General features: G+C 62.0%; 22 protein-coding genes, 1 tRNA gene and 1 pseudogene. 13 read left to right on the forward strand and 11 right to left on the reverse strand.

All coding sequences use genetic code 11. From position 1 onward, the window contains the following. Window positions 1-57 precede the first annotated feature (57 nt). Window positions 58-486 (forward strand): nuclear transport factor 2 family protein, encoded by a 429-nt coding sequence (locus JVX98_RS12370; RefSeq protein WP_192446178.1) that lies wholly within the window; start codon window positions 58-60, stop codon window positions 484-486. Here JVX98_RS12370 and JVX98_RS12375 read toward each other — a convergent pair. Both JVX98_RS12375 and JVX98_RS12380 read right to left on the reverse strand, forming a co-directional pair. Then, window positions 483-797, reverse strand: a complete 315-nt coding sequence (locus JVX98_RS12375) for a chaperone modulator CbpM (RefSeq protein WP_043614393.1) — start codon at window positions 795-797, stop codon at window positions 483-485. The two genes, JVX98_RS12370 and JVX98_RS12375, sit on opposite strands and share 4 nt — an antisense overlap. A gap of 3 nt (window positions 798-800) precedes the next feature. After that, complete coding sequence (locus tag JVX98_RS12380; protein WP_205238764.1) at window positions 801-1,715, reverse strand: DnaJ C-terminal domain-containing protein; 915 nt, start codon at window positions 1,713-1,715, stop codon at window positions 801-803. A gap of 227 nt (window positions 1,716-1,942) precedes the next feature. On the opposite strand from JVX98_RS12380, the gene JVX98_RS12385 reads away from it, so the two are divergent. Together JVX98_RS12385 and JVX98_RS32555 are read left to right on the forward strand one after the other, a co-directional pair. Continuing rightward, window positions 1,943-2,185, forward strand: a complete 243-nt coding sequence (locus JVX98_RS12385) for a hypothetical protein (protein ID WP_043614390.1) — start codon at window positions 1,943-1,945, stop codon at window positions 2,183-2,185. A gap of 196 nt (window positions 2,186-2,381) precedes the next feature. After that, window positions 2,382-2,507, forward strand: a complete 126-nt coding sequence (locus tag JVX98_RS32555) for a hypothetical protein (protein ID WP_256364280.1) — start codon at window positions 2,382-2,384, stop codon at window positions 2,505-2,507. 284 nt (window positions 2,508-2,791) lie between these two features. Here the strand turns inward: JVX98_RS32555 and JVX98_RS12390 are convergent. The 5 genes and pseudogenes from JVX98_RS12390 to JVX98_RS12410 form a co-directional block, all read right to left on the reverse strand. Then, a pseudogene (locus JVX98_RS12390) lies at window positions 2,792-3,384 on the reverse strand (ABC transporter ATP-binding protein/permease); the annotation flags it as partial. Between the two features lie 25 nt (window positions 3,385-3,409). Further along, window positions 3,410-4,729, reverse strand: coding sequence for a glucoamylase family protein (locus tag JVX98_RS12395; protein ID WP_205238765.1), 1,320 nt, complete (start codon window positions 4,727-4,729; stop codon window positions 3,410-3,412). A 124-nt stretch (window positions 4,730-4,853) separates the two neighbouring features. Further along, entirely contained in the window at window positions 4,854-7,310 is a 2,457-nt protein-coding gene (locus JVX98_RS12400; RefSeq protein ID WP_205238766.1) for a phosphoketolase, read from the reverse strand. Window positions 7,311-7,513: 203 nt separating this feature from the next. Then, complete coding sequence (locus JVX98_RS12405) at window positions 7,514-8,179, reverse strand: CBS domain-containing protein (protein WP_205238767.1); 666 nt, start codon at window positions 8,177-8,179, stop codon at window positions 7,514-7,516. A 99-nt stretch (window positions 8,180-8,278) separates the two neighbouring features. Next, window positions 8,279-8,368: transfer RNA gene (locus JVX98_RS12410), tRNA-Ser, on the reverse strand. A gap of 311 nt (window positions 8,369-8,679) precedes the next feature. On the opposite strand from JVX98_RS12410, the gene JVX98_RS12415 reads away from it, so the two are divergent. From JVX98_RS12415 to JVX98_RS12430, 4 genes are all read left to right on the forward strand, one after another. Next, the gene (locus JVX98_RS12415) at window positions 8,680-9,714 is read left to right on the forward strand and encodes a septal ring lytic transglycosylase RlpA family protein (RefSeq protein ID WP_205238768.1); all 1,035 of its coding nucleotides are present in this window, start codon (window positions 8,680-8,682) and stop codon (window positions 9,712-9,714) included. 63 nt (window positions 9,715-9,777) lie between these two features. Continuing rightward, on the forward strand, window positions 9,778-10,938 hold the full coding sequence (locus tag JVX98_RS12420; RefSeq protein ID WP_205238769.1) for a D-alanyl-D-alanine carboxypeptidase family protein: 1,161 nt from the start codon (window positions 9,778-9,780) through the stop codon (window positions 10,936-10,938). A gap of 116 nt (window positions 10,939-11,054) precedes the next feature. Further along, window positions 11,055-11,735, forward strand: coding sequence for a dTMP kinase (tmk, locus tag JVX98_RS12425; protein ID WP_371826543.1), 681 nt, complete (start codon window positions 11,055-11,057; stop codon window positions 11,733-11,735). Continuing rightward, a complete protein-coding gene (locus JVX98_RS12430) occupies window positions 11,732-12,760 on the forward strand; it encodes a DNA polymerase III subunit delta' (RefSeq protein WP_205238771.1) in 1,029 nt (342 codons plus the stop codon). Before tmk ends, JVX98_RS12430 begins: the two co-directional genes overlap by 4 nt. Here JVX98_RS12430 and JVX98_RS12435 read toward each other — a convergent pair. Next, on the reverse strand, window positions 12,755-13,060 hold the full coding sequence (locus JVX98_RS12435; RefSeq protein ID WP_205238772.1) for a pyrophosphatase: 306 nt from the start codon (window positions 13,058-13,060) through the stop codon (window positions 12,755-12,757). The two genes, JVX98_RS12430 and JVX98_RS12435, sit on opposite strands and share 6 nt — an antisense overlap. Window positions 13,061-13,238: 178 nt before the next feature. Between JVX98_RS12435 and metG the strand changes: the two genes are divergently transcribed. Genes metG through JVX98_RS12450 form a run of 3 tightly spaced genes read left to right on the forward strand, consistent with a single transcriptional unit; the run spans window position 13,239 to window position 16,419 of the window. Continuing rightward, the gene (metG, locus tag JVX98_RS12440) at window positions 13,239-14,792 is read left to right on the forward strand and encodes a methionine--tRNA ligase (protein WP_205238773.1); all 1,554 of its coding nucleotides are present in this window, start codon (window positions 13,239-13,241) and stop codon (window positions 14,790-14,792) included. 12 nt (window positions 14,793-14,804) lie between these two features. Further along, complete coding sequence (locus tag JVX98_RS12445; protein WP_205238774.1) at window positions 14,805-15,584, forward strand: TatD family hydrolase; 780 nt, start codon at window positions 14,805-14,807, stop codon at window positions 15,582-15,584. A 1-nt stretch (window position 15,585) separates the two neighbouring features. Further along, complete coding sequence (locus JVX98_RS12450; RefSeq protein ID WP_205238775.1) at window positions 15,586-16,419, forward strand: MBL fold metallo-hydrolase; 834 nt, start codon at window positions 15,586-15,588, stop codon at window positions 16,417-16,419. 32 nt (window positions 16,420-16,451) lie between these two features. Here the strand turns inward: JVX98_RS12450 and JVX98_RS12455 are convergent, their stop codons facing one another. The 3 genes from JVX98_RS12455 to JVX98_RS12465 all read right to left on the reverse strand — a co-directional run bounded on the left by JVX98_RS12455 (window position 16,452) and on the right by JVX98_RS12465 (window position 18,644). Next, on the reverse strand, window positions 16,452-17,399 hold the full coding sequence (locus tag JVX98_RS12455) for a phosphoribosylaminoimidazolesuccinocarboxamide synthase (protein WP_205239438.1): 948 nt from the start codon (window positions 17,397-17,399) through the stop codon (window positions 16,452-16,454). Window positions 17,400-17,576: 177 nt separating this feature from the next. Further along, on the reverse strand, window positions 17,577-18,056 hold the full coding sequence (locus tag JVX98_RS32310; RefSeq protein WP_246765009.1) for a hypothetical protein: 480 nt from the start codon (window positions 18,054-18,056) through the stop codon (window positions 17,577-17,579). 126 nt (window positions 18,057-18,182) lie between these two features. Then, a complete protein-coding gene (locus tag JVX98_RS12465) occupies window positions 18,183-18,644 on the reverse strand; it encodes a GNAT family N-acetyltransferase (protein ID WP_192446165.1) in 462 nt (153 codons plus the stop codon). Between the two features lie 149 nt (window positions 18,645-18,793). Here JVX98_RS12465 and JVX98_RS12470 point away from each other — a divergent pair, with 149 nt between their 5' ends. The 3 genes from JVX98_RS12470 (at window position 18,794) to JVX98_RS12480 (ending at window position 20,910) form a co-directional block, all read left to right on the forward strand. Next, a complete protein-coding gene (locus JVX98_RS12470) occupies window positions 18,794-19,414 on the forward strand; it encodes a helix-turn-helix domain-containing protein (protein ID WP_192446164.1) in 621 nt (206 codons plus the stop codon). A gap of 11 nt (window positions 19,415-19,425) precedes the next feature. Further along, a complete protein-coding gene (locus tag JVX98_RS12475; RefSeq protein ID WP_205238776.1) occupies window positions 19,426-20,223 on the forward strand; it encodes an SRPBCC domain-containing protein in 798 nt (265 codons plus the stop codon). Window positions 20,224-20,487: 264 nt separating this feature from the next. Next, a complete protein-coding gene (locus JVX98_RS12480) occupies window positions 20,488-20,910 on the forward strand; it encodes a DUF4864 domain-containing protein (RefSeq protein WP_205238777.1) in 423 nt (140 codons plus the stop codon). Window positions 20,911-20,917 lie beyond the last annotated feature (7 nt).

The raw sequence follows: 20,917 nt of genomic DNA on the forward strand, positions 1-20,917 counted from the left end.
ACTTGCGCGATCGCTAAAGTTAAAACACACTCGTTCTAATAGAAACGGGAGGTTGTGATGACCGAGCGAAGCATGCTGGAATTCAGGGTGCGGGCCCTTTATCTCGCCCGCAATGTGAACGACCTCGACACGATGATGGCGCAACTCGATCCGGACTTCAGCTTCCGCATCGTCGGAAGCGGCAGGCTCGGCACGATGGCGCTTGCCGTCAACACACCGGAAACGGTGCGCGACAGTTTCGCGACGCTCGTCAACAATTGGGACCTGAGCGAGATGGAGATGGTCGGCTGCTATGCCGATGGTGATACCGTCGTCGTCCACCGCGCCGGCTTTGTTCGCTTCATCCCGTCGCAGACCCGCGAGCGAACCGAGATCATCGACAAGTTCACGTTCCGCGACGATCGGATCGTCGACCTGACGGAGTTCGTCGATACCCTGTTTGTCGCCGAAACGATCGGGCTGCTGAAAGAGCCGGCCGTCGCCTAGTCCTCTTCGGCGCGCGACAGGATGAGCTTTTGAACCGCCGGCTCCTGGGAGCGAATGGCGTTCATCAACACGGTCAGGCGGCCACGCAGGCTGTGGACCTGGTCGAGCAGCCGCATGGCCACGTCGACGCCGTCGTCATTGACGCCCATGGGGCCCGTCAGATCCTGGATCAGCCGCGCGCGCGCAAGGTCGGCATCCTCGAACAGCCAGCCGGCGTCGGCCTCCTGGGGCATCAGCCAGCGCTGCTCGACCCAGATGCGCAAAACCTTGACCTCGATATCCAGATGTTCGCAGAATTCACGGTCGTTCATAGGTCATCCTCCCATGCCCTTGCGCGGATCTTCCGTCTTGCCGGCGGCCCAGCCTTCGACGAAGGCCGAAAGCGCCGGGTCCGGGGTCTGCGGCAGCACGATCTTCAGGCTGACATAGGCATCGCCATGGCCGCCGCCCGGCTTGTGCAGTCCCTTGCCCTTCAGCCGCAGCGTCTTGCCGCTGTTGGTGTGCGGATTAATCGACACGTTGACGGCGCCATCGATCGTCGGAACGCGGATCTTGCCGCCGAGCACCGCCTCGCTCAGCGATATCGGTACCTCGTAGCGCACGTCGTCGCCATCGGTGGCAAAGAGCGGATGCGGGCGGACGCGAATGTCGATCAGCGCGTCGCCGGCCGGTGCGCCATCGCGACCCGGCTCGCCCTTGCCGCGCAGCCTCAGCGTCTGGCCGTCACGCGTGCCGGGCGGAATGGTCAGGTCGAGCGCCGGTCCGCCGCCGGGCAGGGTGATCTGGGTCTTGGTGCCGTTCGCCGCGTCGAGAAATGCGATCTCCATCGAGAAATGGGTATCGCGACCGCGCTGGCGCTGCTGCTGTCCGCCCGCACGCCGCGAAAAGAAGCTCGAAAAGATATCGTCGGCCTCGGCAAAATCCGAAAAGCCATGCGCACTTTCGTAGCGTGCCCCCGTATCTCCGGATTGGGCATAGTCGCGGTAATAGTGCCGGGGCGGCGTTTCCGCTCCGGTTTCGTCGATCTCTCCGCGATCGTATTTTCCGCGTTTGTCCTCGTCGCCAAGCAGGGCATAGGCCGCTGAAACCGCCTTGAAGCGGTCTTCCGCGCCCTTGTCTCCCGGGTTGAGATCCGGGTGCAGCTTCTTGGCAAGCTTGCGATAGGCGCTCTGGATGTCCTTTTGCGTCGCGTCGCGGCTGACACCGAGCGTTTCGTATGGGCTCGTCATGCGATCTCCTTTGGGCGAGCGCGGATCGACCACGTTTGCCGTGCCTTGCCGGGCTGGCGGGTGCGTCTTCAATCGCTCGTCTAACAGCATAGAGCAGATTTGCGCCCGCGACAGGGGCGAAGACGCCGCGCGACTCCACCATTTCGCGAAAGAGGGCGGTCTGCTACAATCGGTCGCGCAAATGAGCGCTTAAGGGGCGGTACGCCCCGAATCTTCGGGAGGTCGATATGTCCGTCCGCCTGCAACTCGCGATCATGGTCGGCCTGATGGTCAACGCCATCCTGTTCGCCATCGGGATCCTCATCGTTCTTTCGGTGCCGGCCCTCACGGCCAACGCCAAATATGCGATCCCGGTCGTGGTCGTCAGCTGTTTCCTGATCACGCCCTTCATCGCCTGGATCATGGCGCCGCGACTTCGGCTGCAATACTGGAGAGAACGCGAACAGACGAACCGGCAGCATCCGATCTAGCGGCCCATTCATCCATTGTTGACCGTGTCCGGGTTGTCGCCCCTTGGCGGGCGGCGGTCGATGCAGATTGCATCTCCAACGATCATACATTTTGTTATACCACCATTTTAGTACTTGTTTTCTAACCGGCTCCGCCGCAGATTCTCTCAAGTCTCAAGGACATAGCCGGAACGCAGGCCAGAAGGGGACCGACTTCATGAGAACGATCGTATTGCTGCTCACGCTCGCCACGCTGGCCGCCTGTTCGCAAACCGCCGGTGGCCCGCCGCGCGTCGTCGGCGGCGACGGAGACTACTACCAGGGCATCGTTGCGCCGCGGTGAGTTCGATCGTTCCAATCGATCATTTGGGGTACCGCTCCCCTGAGCGCGCGTCCGTCAGACGGCGCCCTTAAAAAGGCGCCGCGTTCCGTGACCTCGGCTTGGGTCAAGTCCGCTCGTCGGTCCACGTCCATCTGCCATCCTCCCGGCAATCCAGCAGGGGACGGTAGAGGTCGCGCGTATCGCCTTCCTCGCCGTTGTTGATGCAGGTGATGGAACGCTCACAGAGAAGCCTCAGCGTATTGCGGAAGGTCTCACGTCCAAGCGTAGCCTCGATCCGGTCGAGAAAGAGGGCGACCCAGAACGATCGTCATGTATGAGCCGCAGGCGGCATAGAGCACGGCAACGGCAAACAGCAGCGGACTGATGGACCAGAGCACGCCCGAGAACGTCACCACCGTCAGCGTGCTGCTGAACAGCATGATGATGTAGGAGAGCGTGGTGACCGTAAGGCCTGGATGTCCTCGGATATCCGCTGGTCCGGATGGCTCAGCCTGCCCGAGACCTCGAGCCGGTAGTAAGCCTCGTCTTCCAGATAGATGTCGACGGCGCGGCGGGTCAGGAATTCGCGCGAGAGCAACGCCAGCCGTTCCTCCACGAAGCGCGCAGTGACACCGACGACGGTCAGCACCGCAAAGACGCAGACATAGAAGACGGCTTGCCGGATGAATTCGTTCATCTGGAGCTCGGCGATCGCCGTCATGAAATTGCGGCCGACATAGTTGTTGACGACGTTGAGGCCGTTCAGGCCGAAGAGCAGCAGCATGAGCCCGAAGAACATCAACCGAGCGCGGCCGCCAACTTCGGAGGTCAGGAAAATTCGGACAGCCCGTGCGAAGCGAAGTGCGGTTGTTCTGATCGGCACTGGCTGGCTGTCCATCAGAGTACCTTTGTTGCGTTGGCCGTCAGAGCCAGCCGCCGGAAAAGCCCGCCCGCCTCAAGCCCACCACCAACGGCTCGCACCGGCGCATGATGTTCCAGAGCAGGCCGGTCCTGTAGTTCTCGATCATCAGCACCACCGGCCCCTGGTCGACGCCGAAGTGATAGGGGCTGACCCACCAACCGGTTTCGCTTCCCTCCACCGGAAAGCTTCTGTTGAAGGAGGGCTTGAAGCCGTAGAGCTTGGTCATGCCGAGGTTCATGCGGGCGCAGTTCCAGACCGTCGGGATGACGATCTCCGGCGCGAAGGGCAGGGAGGCGACCACCGCCCAGGGCGACACAGTGCCGTCATCCGGACCAAAGGGTGCGCAGCGGGCGATGTAGTCGAAGAACTCCCGCTCGACGCCGTTCACCATGCCCTTTGTCCAGCCCGGACCATCGCTTGCGGTGAAGCCCCAGCAATGTTCGCCGTAGCCGACGAAATTCAGCGGGTTTCGGATGGCATATTCCTGCTGGACGAAGGTGGCATGGCGACTGTTCTGGAAATAGTCGCTGTTGTGCTCGCGCATGAACTCGTCGCGGATGCGGCGGAAGTCGATCCACATGTGCGAGAGCTGGTGGGTGAAGAGCGGTCCCGAATAGAGCAGCTCGCGCCCGTAAAGGTTCCGCCAGTCGTAGCTTGCGGTGTAGGCGGTGTAGGCTTCCGGTGGCAGTGGATGGGTCGGCGAGCCGAGGCCGAGGATGTAGAGCAGCAACCCTTCGTCGTAACCGCGCCAGCGGTAGGGGATGAAGCCGTTTTCTGGCCGCCAGCCATGGGTCAGCGTCAGCCCGTGGTCGCACGCCCAGTTCCAGTCGGCCCGTTCATAGAGCGCGTTGGCCAGCCGGCGAACCTCGGCTTCCTCAGCGCTGTCGCCGTCGAAATAGGCGGCGACCGTCAATGCGCCCGCAAAGAGGAAGGCAGAATCGATCGTCGACAGCTCGCACTCCCACACCCGCCGGCCGGTCTCGATGTCGAGGAAGTGGTAGAAGAAGCCCTTGTAGCCGGAAGCGTCGGGTTCCGGCCCTTGCGGGCATTCAAAGAGGAACTGCAGCCGTCGACGCGCGATCTTGGCGGCGAACTTGCGAATGACGATGCCGCGCTCGACCAGCACCGGGATCGTCGCGAGCGCCATGCCGACTGCGGCGATGCTTGCGGGTGCGTCTTCCTGAGTCTTGTCACGAACCAGGCCGTTGTCCGGGTTGGTGCAGTGGAGATAGTAGAGCAGCGTCGTGAACTGCAACCGGGCAAGATCCTGCTCGGTCGGCATCCGGTTCAGTTCGGGATCTGTCGACAGCAATTCCGACATGGCAGCCAGCCGCAATGACGATGAGGGTTCATTCGTATCGGATGCGCGAGACGCCCCTTGCGGAGCGGCTCGCAAGCCCAGGCAAGCCGGGGAGGGCGACCGTCAATCCAGCCGTGCGCGGGCCTCAGACATTGTCCCCTTCGGTCGATGTCCCGGCCTTGAAAGGCTGCGCGCCTTTAACGCCCCATTTCCAGCCGCTGATCGAGGGCATGTCGTCGCCATGTTTCTCGATGTATTCGCGGTGCTCGATCAGCTTGGCCTGGATCGCCTGCTTGAAATAGGCCGCCCGCGCGCCGAGCTGCGGCAGGCGGTCGATGACGTCGCCAGCCAGATGGAAACGATCGAGCTCGTTCAACACCACCATGTCGAACGGTGTCGTGGTCGTGCCTTCTTCCTTGTAGCCGCGCACATGCAGGTTGCCGTGGTTGGTGCGGCGGTAGGTGAGGCGGTGGATCAGCCAGGGGTAGCCGTGGAAGGCAAAGATGATCGGCTTGTCCCTGGTGAAGATGCCGTCGAAGTCGCGGTCCGAAAGGCCGTGCGGATGTTCTTCCGCCGGCTGCAGCTTCATCAGATTGACGACGTTGACGACCCGGACCTTGACCTCCGGCAGGTGCTCGCGCAGCAGTTGGACGGCAGCAAGCGTTTCCAGCGTTGGAATGTCGCCGCAGCAGGCCATGACCACATCCGGCTCGCTGTTGGCGTCGTTGCTCGCCCAATCCCAGATGCTCACACCCATGCTGCAATGGCGCACGGCCTGCTCCATCGTCAGCCACTGCGGCCCCGGCTGTTTGCCGGCGACGACGACGTTGATGTAGTTGCGGCTGCGCAGGCAATGATCGGTGACCGACAGCAGCGTATTGGCATCCGGCGGCAGATAGACGCGGACGACCTCTGCCTTCTTGTTGACGACGTGGTCGATGAAGCCCGGATCCTGATGGCTGAAGCCGTTGTGATCCTGCCGCCAGACATGGGAGCTCAGGAAATAATTGAGCGAGGCGACCGGCCGACGCCAGGGGATCTCGTTACAGACCTTCAGCCACTTGGCATGCTGGTTGAACATGGAATCGATGATGTGGATGAAGGCTTCGTAGCAGGAGAAGAAGCCATGGCGGCCAGTCAGCAGATAGCCTTCGAGCCAGCCCTGGCATTGATGCTCGCTCAAGACCTCCATGATGCGGCCATCCGGTGAGAGGTGATCGTCCTCGGGATAGATCTCGGCCATGTAGCAGCGGTCGGTGACCTCGAGCACATCCTGCCAGCGGTTGGAGTTGTTTTCGTCCGGGCTGAACAGCCGGAAGTTTTTCGCATCCATGTTGTTCTTCATCACGTCGCGCAGGAACTTGCCCATCACGCGTGCCGCTTCCACGGTCGTGGCGCCCGGGCTCGGAACGTCGACGGCATAGTCCCGGAATGCCGGCATCTTCAGGTCGCGCAAGAGCAGGCCGCCGTTTGCATGCGGGTTGTCGCTCATGCGGCGATGTCCCGATGGCGCGAGCGCCGCAATCTCCGGCTTCAGCCGGCCCTCGTCGCTGAAGAGTTCTTCCGGACGGTAGCTCTTCATCCATTGTTCGAGGACGCGGATGTGCTCGGGCTTGTCCATCTCGCCCATCGGCACCTGGTGCGAGCGCCAGTAGTCCTCGCATTTCTTGCCGTCGATTTCCGGCGGGCAGGTCCAGCCCTTGGGCGTGCGGAAGATAATCATCGGCCAGGCCGGGCGCTTCAGATTGCCCCTGATGCGGGCATCGTCCCAGATCTGCCGGATTTCGGCCATCGCCGTATCGAGCACGTCCGCCAGTTGCTGGTGAACCTTTGCCGGATCATGTCCTTCCACGAAATAGGGCTTGTAGCCCATGCCCTCGAAGAACTTCTTCAGTTCGTCGTGCGGGATGCGGGCGAGGAAGCAGGGATTGGCGATCTTGTAGCCGTTCAGATGCAGGATCGGCAGCACGCAGCCATCGCGGGCAGGGTTGAGGAACTTGTTGCTCTGCCAGCCGGTCGCAAGCGGCCCGGTCTCCGCCTCGCCATCGCCGACGATGCAGGCAACAACGAGATTGGGGTTGTCGAAAGCGGCGCCATAGGCGTGGCTGAGTGCATAGCCGAGTTCGCCACCTTCGTGGATGCTGCCGGGCGTTTCCGGCGCCACATGGCTCGGGATGCCGCCGGGAAAGCTGAACTGCTTGAACAGCCGCTGCATGCCTTCGGCGTCTTCGGCGATATTCGGATAAAACTCCGTGTAAGTCCCTTCCAGGTAGGCATGCGCCACCAGAGACGGCCCGCCGTGTCCCGGACCGATGATGTAGATCATGTCGAGATCGTCGCGCTTGATCACCCTGTTGAGGTGAACATAGAGCATGTTGAGGCCCGGCGACGTGCCCCAATGGCCGAGCAGACGCGGCTTGATGTGCTCGCGCTTCAGCGGTTCGCGCAGAAGCGGATTGTCGAGCAGGTAGATCTGACCGACCGACAGGTAGTTCGAAGCACGCCAATAGGCGTCCATCAGGCGGAGTTCGTCTGATGACAACGGTGCTGCTGATTTTCCGGATGCCGTCTCTTTCATCGATGCTGTTTCAGGCGAAACCATCTGAGCCTCCCGGTCAAAAGGACATATGCTGAAATTCCCTCCGGCTTGCCGTCGCGCAAGCCATCGCAGTCTCTCGAATTCGCTACGGTCGTTGCTGTTTTTCTGCGGCGGGCAGGTGGTGGAACGCTTGAAGTTTGAACGACAGCAGCAGGAACACGCTTGCAGCGCCGCGAACTCAGGCCGCGGCGGTCTCGACGCACATGTTATTGCGGATAGGGCTCGGCGTAGTGCTCGACCACACCGCGGACACCACGCACGTTTTCGGCGAGGATGCGCGCCGCCTTGCGGCAATCGGCAGTCTCCACATTGCCCCAGAGATGCACGATGCCGTCGGTGACGGCGACCTTGATATCCAGGCCCTCAAGGCCGGTGTTTTCGCCGATGCGCACCAGGATGCTGCGCCGGATGGCTTCATCGCCCGCCGCCGTCTCGTCCTGCTTTGCGGACAAGATCGCCTGCAGCAGGTCGGCGCGGCTGACGATACCGACGACAAGGCCGTTCCGCAGAACCGGTATGCGCTTGATCCCGCGCTCCTGCATCACCGCCGCGACCCGCGCGACGGAGGCGTCCTCGTCGATGGTCACGGGATTGGCCGTCATGGCGTCACCGACCCTCCAGGAGGACCGGCGCACATAGGCGCTCGCCCGCTCGTCCGCCGCCCCGGCAGGGTCGGCGACCAGAATGCCGCCACCAAGCTCGCTCCGGCGAATGAGATCGCCTTCGCTGATGACGCCCACCAGGGCTCCATCACCGTCGACCACGGGAAGGCCGCTTACATGATTGTCGAGCATGATCCGGGCTGCCTGCCTGACGCTGTTGTCAGGGGACAGCTTGACGACCGAGGTCGTCATTACATCTTTAACGCGCATGTCGATCCCGCTCCCCAAAGGACTTGGCACCGTCATTACGCTGCGTAAGTTAGTCCCATCTCGTCGGCTCGACAACTAGTGGGTGGCAGAAAAGGGAAATGGCGGACAGGGTGGGATTCGAACCCACGGTACGGTTTCCCGTACGCTGGTTTTCAAGACCAGAGCCTTAAACCACTCGGCCACCTGTCCTTGCCTGAAGCACCGCGAGACTGCGTGCCGGGCACGGCGTTATTGCGCGAAGCCTCGGCGCTTTGCAAGAATTAACATGCGTCGCTGCAAGATTTTCTCGACCGCTTTAAAGAGCAGGCGCCGGGCCCGATCGCGTTAACCAGCCATAAACCATAACTCGCGAAATGCGGCGCCGGCCTGTGGATGAGTTCGCATTTTTGCCTTGATGATGTCATGAATACACACCTGTTCCGTTTCGGGACGTCGAGATTTCCGCTGGGGGTAAGCGGAAGGTTTCGAGTACGGCTTTATCGATCGATGTTGTGGGACAGATGACCTCCAGTAAAAATGCGGCATTTCTGGTCAAGGGATTGCGCCTTGCGGCTATTCCGGCGCTGTGCGTAGCGCTTACCGCCTGCGGCTCCACGTCGAACGTCAAGAAGACTGCGCGCAGCAAGGAGTACTTTCCTGAATCCGTCTATGGCGTGAAGGCGAGCCCTCGCGTTGCCACCGGCAACAACATCCCGAAGGGCGGCGGACGCTTTCAGGTTGGCAAGGCCTATCAGGTCAAAGGCAAGTGGTACCAGCCCAAGGAAGACTTCGGCTATAACAAGACGGGTATGGCATCCTGGTACGGCTCGGCCTTCCACGGGCGCCTGACCGCCAACGGCGAAGTCTACGACAAGGCGCATCTGTCGGCCGCCCATCCGACCTTTCCGCTGCCGAGCTACGCCCGCGTCACCAACATGGAAAACGGCACCTCGGTCATCGTGCGCGTCAACGATCGCGGCCCCTACGAATACGGCCGCATCATCGACGTTTCCTCGAAGACGGCAGACCTGCTCGACATCAAGCGCAAGGGCAGCGCGCAGGTGAAGGTGCAATATGTCGGCCGTGCGCCGCTCGAAGGCAACGACATGCCTTACCTGATGGCGTCCTATGTCGAGAAGGGCCAGCGCGGCCCGAGCATCATGCCGGAAGGGCAGATCGCGACCGGCGTGATGGTTGCCTCGAACGAGCCGTTCCGCAAGCAAAGCCTCGGCACGATCACCGTGCCGGCCAAGGCGTCGCTCGACGTCAGCGAACCGGTGACGGCGATGGCCGCACCCGTGCCGCAGTTTGCCCAGCAGCCGGCGTCGTTCAACGAATTCGTCATGCTGCCGGAAATCGGCCCGATCCCGCGCGAGCGGCCGGAGTACATTCCAATGCCCAACGGCAACATGGCCTATGCGGCGGCCTATTACGAAGTTCGCGTCAGCGACGCCGAATCGCCCTTCGAAGCGATCATGGTCGACAAGAAGCAGCTGACCCCGCAGGTCATCGTCGACTACGCCAAGCGCCAGAAAACAAACGGTTCGGCCCGTTAACAGTTCTCGGCGTTGTGCCAAAATGACCACGCTGCTATGCCCGAAGGGAAACCGGAGTTTCCCATGCGCATGAAGATGCTTTCGGCCGCATTCCTGGGCCTTGCGTTGTTTGCCGGCGCCGCATTCGCGCAAACGCCGGCACCCGCCTTCGACACCAAGGCAAAACAGATCCTGCTGGTCGATGCCGAAACCGGCACGGTGCTTTTCTCGCGTGCCGAAAACGACCCAATCCCGCCCGCTTCGCTTGCCAAGCTGATGACCATGGAAGTCGTCGCGGAGGCGCTCGGCAAGGGCGAGATCTCGCCCGAGACCCTCTACGACGTGTCGGAGCATGCCTGGCGGACCGGCGGCGCACCGGCCGGCACTTCCACGATGTTTGCCGCGCTGAAATCGCGCATCCGGGTCGCTGATCTGCTGCAGGGCGTCGCAGTTCAGCTTGCCAACGATGCCTGCATCATTCTCGCCGAGGGCATGACCGGGAGCGAAGGTGCGTTCGCCGAACGCATGACAGCGCGCGCACGCGAACTCGGCATGCCGGTTGCGACCTTCCGCAACGCGACCGGGCTGCCCGATACCGGCAACAAGATCACGATGAGCGAACTGGTGACGCTCGTCCGCCATCTGCACGAGGCGCATCCCGATCTCTACCGGCTCTATGCGCAGCCGGAATTCGAATGGAACAAGATCCTCCAGCGCAACAAGAACCCGCTGATTTCGGCCAATATCGGCGTGGATGGCCTGGCGACGGGCTTTGCCGAGGGTTTCGGCTTCTCGCTGGCCGCATCGCTGCAGCGCGGCGACCGCCGCGTCTACCTTGCGATGGGTGGCCTTGAAACCGACAAGGAGCGCATCGAGGAGAGCCGCAAGGTTCTCGACTGGGCGATGACCGCCTTCGAGAAGAAGCGCATCTTCGCCGATGGAGAAGCGATCGGTGAGGCGGCTGTCTATGGCGGCGATGCATCTCACGTCGCGCTCGTGGCCGGCGGCCCGGTCGACGTGCTGCTACCGGTCAACAACCCCGAGCGGCTGACGGCCCGCATCGTCTACAAGTGGCCCCTGCGAGCGCCGGTGTCGGCCGGCACGGAAGTCGGCGTCGTCAAACTGTGGAACGGCGAGAAGCTGTTGCGCGAAGTCCCGGTCAAGACGGCCGGCGCGGTGGGGCAGGGAACCCTGACGAGCCGCGCGGTCGACGCCCTGCAGGAACTGCTTTTCTTCTGGCTTTAGGCCATGGGCGCAATGCCGGCGCAGCAATGCATCTGCCAAATCGTCACCTGACGGTTTCGCCCGGAGAACCAATCGGCTAAACAGGGCCAAATCGCATGCCGATACGGGAAAGCATGGTGTCGCTGAAAAAAGGTCTGTTCGTTACATTCGAAGGTGGGGAAGGTGCCGGCAAGTCGACGCAGCTCCGCCTCCTGGCTGAATCCCTGCGTGCGCGCGGGTACGAGGTGCTGACGACACGCGAGCCCGGGGGCTCTCCCGGCGCGGAGGCTGTGCGTCACGTGCTGCTTTCGGGGGCTGCGGAAGCCTTCGGGGTGCGGATGGAAGCGATTCTCTTTGCCGCAGCCCGCAGCGACCATGTCGAAGAGGTCATCCGGCCGGCGCTCGACAAGGGCACGATCGTGCTTTGCGACCGCTTCATGGATTCCTCGCGCGTCTATCAGGGAATTTCCGGCAATCTCGAACAAAGCTTCGTCGAGAGCCTCGAGCGCGTGGCGATCAACGGTGTCGTGCCGGACCGCACGGTGATCTTCGACCTGCCCGCCAGTGTCGGCCTCGAGCGGGCGCAACGCCGCGCCGGCGACGACAACCCAGATCGTTTCGAAAAGGAACAGCTGGAGACCCACGAGAAGCGGCGCGATGCCTTTCTCGACATTGCCAGCCGCGATTCCGAGCGGTGCCGGGTGGTGGACGCGACGCAGCCGGTCGAGGCGATCGCCGCCGAGGTGCTTTCGCTTGTCGAAGCGCTTCTGCCGCACGGCGACGGCGCGGACGCGTCCGCCGAGGAAGTCGTGTCATGAGCGAAAGAGCCGGCGTCCTTGATGGTGCCATTGCGCCCGCGGAGAACAATCGCCTGTTCGGCCATGAGCAGGCGGAAGCCTTCCTGGCGCAGAGCTACCGCTCCGGCAAGGGGCACCACGCGATCCTGATCGAAGGACCGGAAGGCATCGGCAAGGCCACGCTTGCCTTCCGCTTTGCCTACCACATCCTGAAACACCCCGAGCCGGCCGATGCGCCAGAAGCACTTGCCGACCCGGACCCGAGCTCGGCGATCGGCAGGCAGCTCGCCTCCGGCGCCTCGCACAATCTCCTGCATCTGACCCGCCCGATCGATGAAAAGACGGGCAGGGCGAAGGGGGCGATCACGGTCGACGAGGTTCGGCGCGCCGGCAAGTTCTTCAGCCAGACCTCCGGCACGGGCAATTGGCGCATCGTCATCATCGATCCGGCCGACGATCTCAATCGCAATGCGGCCAACGCCATCCTGAAGATCCTCGAGGAACCGCCGCGCCGCTCGTTGTTCCTGGTGCTGACGCATGCACCCGGGAAACTGCTGCCGACGATCCGCTCGCGCTGCCTGCCGCTGCGGTTGAAGCCGCTCGACGCAGCACCGCTCGGCCAGGCATTGGCGCATCTCGGTTTCGATCTCGAGGGCGAGAATGCCGGCCGCATCATCGCTGCCGCCAGCGGCAGCGTCGCCGAGGCGCTGAAGCTGATCAATTATGGCGGCCTGGAAATCGCCGCGACCTTCGAGGGCATCCTTGCGGGGCAGGGACCGGCTGTCCGAAAGGACATGCACAAGCTCGCCGACGCCCTCGCCGGCAAGGACAGCGAAACGATCTTCGATTTCTTCCAGGCCCTTGCCAGCGACCGCATCATGCGCGAAGCGCGCGAGGCGGCCGTTTCCGGCGATATCATGCGCGCCGAGCGCTTCGCCCGGCTGTCAGCCACCGTGACCGAGCGGCTGACCGTCAGCGACGCCTATAATCTCGACCGGAAGCAAACCATCCTGTCTTTGCTCGACGATATGAAAGCGGCGCTATAGCGTCGGCTGAAAACGCCATTTGCGCTCGATCGCTGCGTGAAGGTCGAGCTTGTGGTGCTGCGCGAAGAGCAGCACATGCCCGAGAAGGTCGGCGGTCTCGTCGGCCATCTGTGTCCGGAGATCGTCCGGCGATTTCCCCTGGGATCGGCCGCGACCGCTGAGCTTGTTCCACGCCTGGGTCAGTTCACCCATTTCCTCCTGCATCTTCAAGATGAACCAGTCGGGATCGCGCTCGATCCCGTGCGCGGCGGCATAGCCGGCCGACGCGGCTTCAAATTGGCTGCCAAGTTGATCCAGCACGACTCATCCCCCCTAGCTTGTTTCCGTTTCGTTCTACGTCCTACACGCGAAGCCCGCAAGAAGGAGGGCGGTGTCAGCGGTTGTTCCGGCGGGGCTTTTCATGGATCGCATGTTTCTTCCTTCAAGCGTATGCGCTAAGAGCGTGCGTAGCTTAATCCGAGATAGATCGAATCCGCCTATGAGAGACACGTCCCCCTTCTACATCACGACAGCGATTTCCTACCCGAACGGCAAGCCGCACATCGGCCATGCCTATGAACTGATCGCGACGGATGCCATGGCGCGCTACCAGCGCCTCGACGGACGTGAGGTTTTCTTCCTGACCGGCACGGACGAGCATGGGCAAAAGATGCAGCAAACGGCGCGCAAGGAAGGCGTGACGCCGCAGGAGCTTGCCGACCGTAACTCGGCGGAGTTCCAGAAGATGGCGGTCGCCCTGAACGCGTCCAACGACGATTTCATCCGCACGACCGAGGAGCGCCACCACAAGGCGTCGCAGGACATCTGGATCCGCATGGGCGAGGCCGGCGACCTCTATAAGGACTCCTACGCCGGCTGGTATTCGGTGCGCGACGAAGCCTACTACCAGGAAAACGAGACCGAGCTGCGCGCCGACGGCGTGCGCTACGGCCCGCAGGGAACGCCGGTCGAGTGGGTCGAAGAGCAGAGCTACTTCTTCAAGCTGTCGGAGTACCAGGACAAGCTGCTGAAGCATTACGAAGAGAACCCGGACTTCATCGGTCCGGCCGAGCGCCGCAACGAAGTGATTTCCTTCGTGAAATCCGGCCTCAAGGATCTCTCGGTTTCGCGCACCACGTTTGACTGGGGCATCAAGGTGCCGAACGATCCGGCGCACGTCATGTATGTCTGGGTCGACGCGCTGACGAACTACATCACCGCGACAGGTTATCTCGACGATCCGAAGGGTCCGCGCGCCAAGTTCTGGCCGGCGAATATCCACGTCATCGGCAAGGACATCATCCGCTTCCACGCGGTCTACTGGCCGGCGTTCCTGATGTCGGCCGGCCTGCCGCTGCCCAAGCGCGTCTTTGCCCACGGCTTCCTTCTCAACAAGGGCGAGAAGATGTCGAAGTCGCTCGGCAACGTTGTCGATCCTTTCAACCTCGTCGAGCATTTCGGCCTTGACCAGATCCGCTACTTCTTCCTGCGCGAAGTCTCCTTCGGGCAGGACGGCAGCTACAGCGAGGAGGGGATCGCAACCCGCATCAACTCCGACCTCGCCAACGGCATCGGCAACCTGGCGAGCCGCTCGCTGTCGATGATCGTCAAGAACTGCGACGGCCAGGTGCCGGTTTGCGGCCCCTTGACCGACGAGGACAAGGCGATGCTGGCCGCTGCCGACGCGCTGCACGAAATCACGCGCGACGAAATGGGCAAGCAGATGATCCACCGGGCGCTGGCGGCGATCATTGCCGTCGTTTCCGAGACGGACCGCTACTTCGCCGGCCAAGAGCCTTGGGCGCTGAAGAAGACCGATCCGGCCCGCATGGGCACCGTGCTTTACGTGACGGCCGAAGTCGTGCGCCAGATTGCCATCCTGCTGCAGCCGTTCATGCCGGAATCCTCGGCCAAGCTGCTCGATCTGGTGGCTGCCCCCGCCGACAAGCGCGACTTCGCGGCACTCGGTGAGGCGGGACGCCTCGTCTCGGGCACGCCGCTCGAGGCGCCGAAGCCGGTCTTCCCGCGCTACGTGGCACCGGAAGCGCAGTAAGGCATTTTGAGCATGCTGATCGATACCCATTGCCATCTGGACTTCCCCGACTTCGAAGCGGAGCGTGATGCCATCGTCGCGCGGGCGCACGAGGCCGGTGTCGAGCAGATGATCACGATCTCGACCCGCGTGAAGCGGTTCGAGACGATCCTCGCGATCGCCGAAAGCTATCCGAACGTCTTCTGTTCCGTCGGCACCCATCCGCACAATGCGGACGAGGAGCTGGATATCACAACCGAGGATCTCGTCAGGCTTTCGGCCCATCCGAAGGTGGTGGCGATCGGCGAGGCGGGTCTCGACTATTTCTATGACAACGCACCGCGTGAGGCTCAGGTCGAAGGCCTGCGGCGTCACATAGCGGCTGCCCGCGAGACCGGGCTGCCGCTCGTCATTCACAGCCGCTCGGCCGATGACGACATGGCGGCGATCCTGACCGAGGAGACCGGGAAGGGGGCCTTCCCTTTCCTTCTGCACTGCTTCTCTTCCGGTCCGGAGCTTGCCCGTATTGGCGTCGCGCTCGGCGGTTACGTGTCGTTCTCGGGCATTCTGACCTTCCCGAAATCCGAGGAACTGCGCGAGATCGCCAAGACCGTGCCGCATGACCGGATGATCGTCGAGACCGACGCGCCTTATCTCGCGCCGAAACCGTTCCGCGGCAAGCGTAACGAGCCGGCTTACGTCGCCCATACGGCAGCCGTGCTTGCCGAGACGATCGGCGTGACCACTGAGGAGATTGCAAGGATCACCACGGAGAATGCTTTCCGCGTCTTCTCCAAGATGCCGAGGCTCTGACGTGGCGTTCCGGCGCGCCTTCACCATTCTCGGCTGCGGCTCGTCACCAGGCGTGCCGCGTATCACCGGTGACTGGGGCGCCTGCAATCCTGAAAACCCGAAAAACCGGCGCATGCGCGCGGCCTTGCTCGTCGAGCAGATCGCGCCCGACGGTGGCAAGACGAGCGTCGTCATCGACACCGGACCGGATTTTCGCGCGCAGATGGTCGCAACGAATGTGCGCCACATCGATGCGGTGATCTATACCCATGCCCATGCCGACCATCTGCATGGGATCGACGACCTGCGCGGTTACGTCATCGAAAACCGGAGGCGGGTGCCCATCTGGGCGGACGCCTATACGATGGGCCGCATTCGCGAAGGGTTTGGCTATTGCCTGCAATCGCCTCCGGGAAGCGGCTATCCGCCGATCGTCGAGCCGCATATCATTCCTGATGACCTGCCGCCCGTGGTGATATCAGGCGCCGGCGGGCCGATCGCTTTCCGGCCGCTGATGCAGTTTCACGGCAATATTCACTCCCTGGGATTCCGTATCGGCGATTTTGCCTATTGCAGCGACGTCAGCGATTTTCCCGCAGAAACCGTCGCCAAGCTCGGCGGCCTTGATCTGCTGGTGATCGACACGCTGCAGTACAAGTTCCACCCGAGCCACCTGTCGCTTGTGCAATCGCTCGGTTGGATCGAGCGCCTGAACCCGAAACGGGCGGTGCTGACGCATATGCACGTGCCGCTCGACTACGACACTTTACAAGGCGAAACGCCTGACCATATCGAGCCGGCATACGACCTGATGCGGCTCGAATTCGATGTCGATGATCCTACGCTCAACGCCTAAATCAGATTAAAATAAATATATAATATACTGATTTATTTCGAGAAATACGGCGTCAAGTTGGCGCGAATTCGCTCCAGCACCGTCGCGCCCGAAAGATCCGGAACGAAGCGCTGGCCGGTGATCTTCTCGAAGGCTTCGATGTAGACCGCCGAGGTCTGCACGACGAGATCAACCGGGATCTCCGGAATCGGATCCTTGTAGGGATCGCAGCGCGCGGTAACCCAGGCGCGCACGAAATCCTTGTCGAAACTCCTGGGGCGTTCGCCGCGCTCGAAGCTCTGCTGGTAGCTGTCGGCGATCCAGTAGCGGCTGCTGTCGGGCGTATGGATCTCGTCGGCGAGAATGATCGTGCCGTTTTCGTCGGTTCCGAACTCGTACTTGGTGTCGACGAGGATCAGGCCGCGCTCGGCGGCGCGCTGCTGGCCGCGGGCGAAGAGAGCCAACGCATATTGCCAGACGGTATCGAGTTGTTCCTTCGTCAACAGGCCTTGCTCGAGAATCGCTTCAGCCGAAAGCGGCTCGTCGTGGCCGCCGTCGAACGCCTTGCTGGTGGGCGTGATGATCGCCTGGGGCAGTTTCTCGTTGTCGCGCATGCCGTCCGGCAAGGTGATGCCGTACATCTCGCGCTCGCCGTTGCGGTACTTGGTCAGGATCGAGGTGCTGGTGGTTCCGGCGAGATAGCCGCGCACGACGACCTCGACCGGCAGAATGTCGAGCCGCTTGCCGATAACGACATTGGGGTCCGGATAGCTGACCACATGGTTCGGGCAGATGTCGGCCGTTTCCTCGAACCAGTAGCGCGCCGTCTGGGTCAGCACATGACCTTTGTTCGGGATCGACGTCAGGATGACGTCGAAGGCGCTGAGGCGGTCCGTCGCGATAATGATGCGGTTGCCATCGGGAAGGTCGTAGTTTTCGCGAACTTTGCCTTTGTAGCGGTTTGGCAGTTCCGGAATGAAAGCATCTGAAAGAACGCGCAATTCGCTCATCACATCTGGCCTTGAAAAATGAGGTGTTCGGTTCGGGAACGCTAAGCAGGCTGGAAAGGCCGGGTCAAGCTCGCCAAGGCAACGTTCAGCCGCAATCCATGCTTTCCGGCATATACGTTAGTTCCATAATCTATCTTATGTGATCTTTGTATGTAGCGTGGGTGGATTCTATTTCCAAGTGCGACATGCTCCCAGCGCTTGCCCAAAGCGCGCCCTCGTCACTTGCGTTTTGTCTTTCATCATCGTCTCTCGCCAGGCTTCCTGCTCGGCGTTGATCAGCGCTAATTCCCAAACACATGCAATGACCGGTCTCCGTGCCGCATCCGTCGGCTCAGAAGCCGAATAGAGCTTGCGATAATTGTGCTGACACAGGACCGAGCCCTGTATCCACCAGTGCGCAGAGATGGAGATACCGAGGCTGCCGGCATGGATGATGACAAAGCCGAGGCGGTTGCTGTCGCCCTCAGCCGCCACGCGCGAAATCACGTCCTGTCGGACGAATGACTGAGCGAGCACCACCATCGCATCATCGATGTGCCTGCCAACGGCTGCAAGGCCATAGGCTTTGAGCTTGAGACCGCCGATGTCCCAATCGCCCAGGATGGAAACATCACGTGGACGGTAAACCTCGATCGTTCCGGCATTCATCGGTACGCTCCCATGGACACATTGCCTCCCACCACCTTGGGTGCCGACATTCAGGGAAAAACGACGAACTGCCAAGCGGTCGGCAATAGTGGCGGTGCATCGCGTGGAGACCCTCAACCGGGCAACCTACCCCGGCTCAGCTCGTTTCAGTTCCTTGACCAAGCGTTCCGCCGGACCAAAGGCGGTTATCTCCATCCCGGCGGATTGGAACCCCAAGGACCGATAGAAGGAAGTCGCATAGACGCCGGATGTCACCCACATCTTGAGCGCGCCCGCACTGGACGCACGCTGCTCCGCTTCTGCCAACAGCATCTTGCCGATGCCGCGTCGCCATGCACTCGGATCGACAAAGATAGCGTCCAGCTCTGCAGATTCGCTGGATATGGGCAGCACAGTACAGAAGCCGATGACCTCACCGTTCGCTTCGGCAACCAGCGAATTCGGGAGGTGTTCCTCGGCGACCCCGAAGACATCAGGATTGTCGAGGAGTTCCTTGTGGTGATCGCCGGTTGCGAGCGAAGCAAGGCGTTGCAACTCTTCGAGGCGATCGTGATCGGCTTTGGTTGCCTGGCGAAGTGTCGTCCGCATGACTGGCTCCATTGAAGTGAGCCTGAATGGCTGGAAGGCTCTGCATAGCTGAAATCGTGCATGCTACGCGGGCACTCAGCGCACCCCCTACCCGCATTAGCTGCCATGATCGCCTTGACAAAAAAAATTGTCAAGGCGATCATGGCAGCATGCTCGATCTCGACGTCATAGATGCGCCGGCCGCTGCCGCGCTTGCCCTGGAGCCGATCAAGGCCCGTTTGCTGGCGGAACTTGCCGCGCCGGCATCGGCGGCCGCGCTGGCTGTGCGGGTGGGCCTGACGCGCCAGAAGGTCAACTACCACCTGCGTGCGCTCGAAGAGCACAAGCTGATAGAACCGGCTGAGGAACGCCGCTGGGGCGGGCTGACCGAGCGCCTGATGGTTGCAACCGCCACATCCTATGTGGTTTCGCCGGCGGCGCTGGGGCCGATTGCCGCCGATCCCGGGCGCAGCAACGATCGCCTGTCTGCGAGTTATCTGGTCGCACTGGCGGCCCGCATGGTCCGCGAGGTCGGCGGGTTATTGCGCAGTGCCCGGGCGCAGGACAAACGGCTGGCGACGCTGTCGATCGACACCGTCATCAATTTTCGCTCGCCCGCGGAGCGCGCCGCCTTTACCGCCGATCTCGCCCAGGCGGTGAGCACGCTTGCTGCGCGCTACCACGACGAAAGCGCGCCGGGAGCCCGGCCGCACCGGCTCATCATCGCCTCCTACCCTGCGCCAAGCGACGACGGCGCAGCCAACGGCGGCCCCAACGACACCAACTCCTGAAAGGATATCCCATGCCGATCAAGAAGGATGGCAGCGGAAAGCGCTGGGTTGAAATGGAACTGATCGTGCCCGGCTCACCCGAAAAGGTCTGGCAGGCGATCGCCACCGGCAGCGGCAACAATGCCTGGTTCACCAAGACGGAAATCGATGAGCGGGTCGGAGGCAGGATCGCCTTCGACTTCGGTCCGAACGGCAGCTCGACCGGCGAGGTGATGCATTGGGAGCCGCCTGCCCGCTTTGCCTATGTAGAACGCGAGTGGAGCGAGGGCGCGCCGCCGGTCGCAACCGAGCTCACCGTCACGGCGCGTTCCGGCGATCGCTGCGTGCTGCGCATGGTGCATTCGCTGTTCACATCGAGCGACGACTGGGACGACCAGCTGGAAGGCTTCGAGGGCGGATGGCCGGCGTTCTTCGAGATCCTGAAAATCTATCTCGCGCATTTCGCCGGCGAGACGGCGGTCAGCAGCTTCGCCATGGTTTCCAGCGGGAAACCGGAGGCCACGGTCTGGGCCCGCCTGACCGAAGCACTGGGGCTTCTCGGCGCCAATGTCGGCGAAGAGCGCAGCACGCCACCAAAGCCCGAACGCCTTGCCGGCATCGTCGAACGGGTGCAGCAGGACGCCAAGCAACGCTATCTGCTGCTGCGCCTGAAGGAACCCGGCGCTGGCATCGCGCTCATCGGGACCTATTCGACCGGCGATGGCACAAACGCCAGCATCGCGCTCTATCACTATGGAGACGATGCCAAGGCGCGAGCGAAAGACAGCGAGCCGAAATGGCAGGAATGGATGACGACGACTTTCAGCTAGATCGACTTCCCCGGCGGTTGGCGTTCCGCTCGTTTGCACATCGGCAACGGGCGCCTCGCCGCCGCCGGCCCTATGCAAGCCATTTTGCAGACATCACTAACTTATGATGCCTGATACAAGACTTTCATACATAGCAATAAGACATTGATTTAAAACTGTTTATATAAACCAATCGGATGCGTTATTCGAAGCGGCAACCAACGCTCCTGTTTCCAAAAGCCGTGACTGTCCTAAGGTCTTCCATTGCAGCTATGGAGATCGGCGATGTTCAGGAGCTTTGCAATTGCCCTCGGCATGATGGCGCAACTGGCAGCCGTGACCGCGGCGCGCGCGGACGAACCCGTCGATACGGCGCGGACAATCATACGGGAACAGATCGCAGCCTTTCTGCAGGATGATGCGGAAACCGCCTACTCCTTCACCTCACCCGCGGTCCGCGGCAAATTTACCGACAAGGCAAGCTTCTTCGAGATGGTGAAGCGCGGCTACCAGCCCGTCTATCGGCCTGGCAACTTCGCTTTTGGCCGATCGAAGGTGATTGGCGACCAGGTGCTGCAGGAAGTTCTGATCTCGGCACCCGACGGCAAGGATTGGACAGCCGTCTACGAACTCGTGAAGCAGCCGGATGGCAGCTACAAGATCAACGGCGTGATGATTTTGCAGTCGGCTTCGGGACCGGCGATCTGAGGCACCG

Origin of the sequence: Ensifer sp. PDNC004 (assembly GCF_016919405.1) — a bacterium.
Lineage (GTDB): Bacteria > Pseudomonadota > Alphaproteobacteria > Rhizobiales > Rhizobiaceae > Ensifer.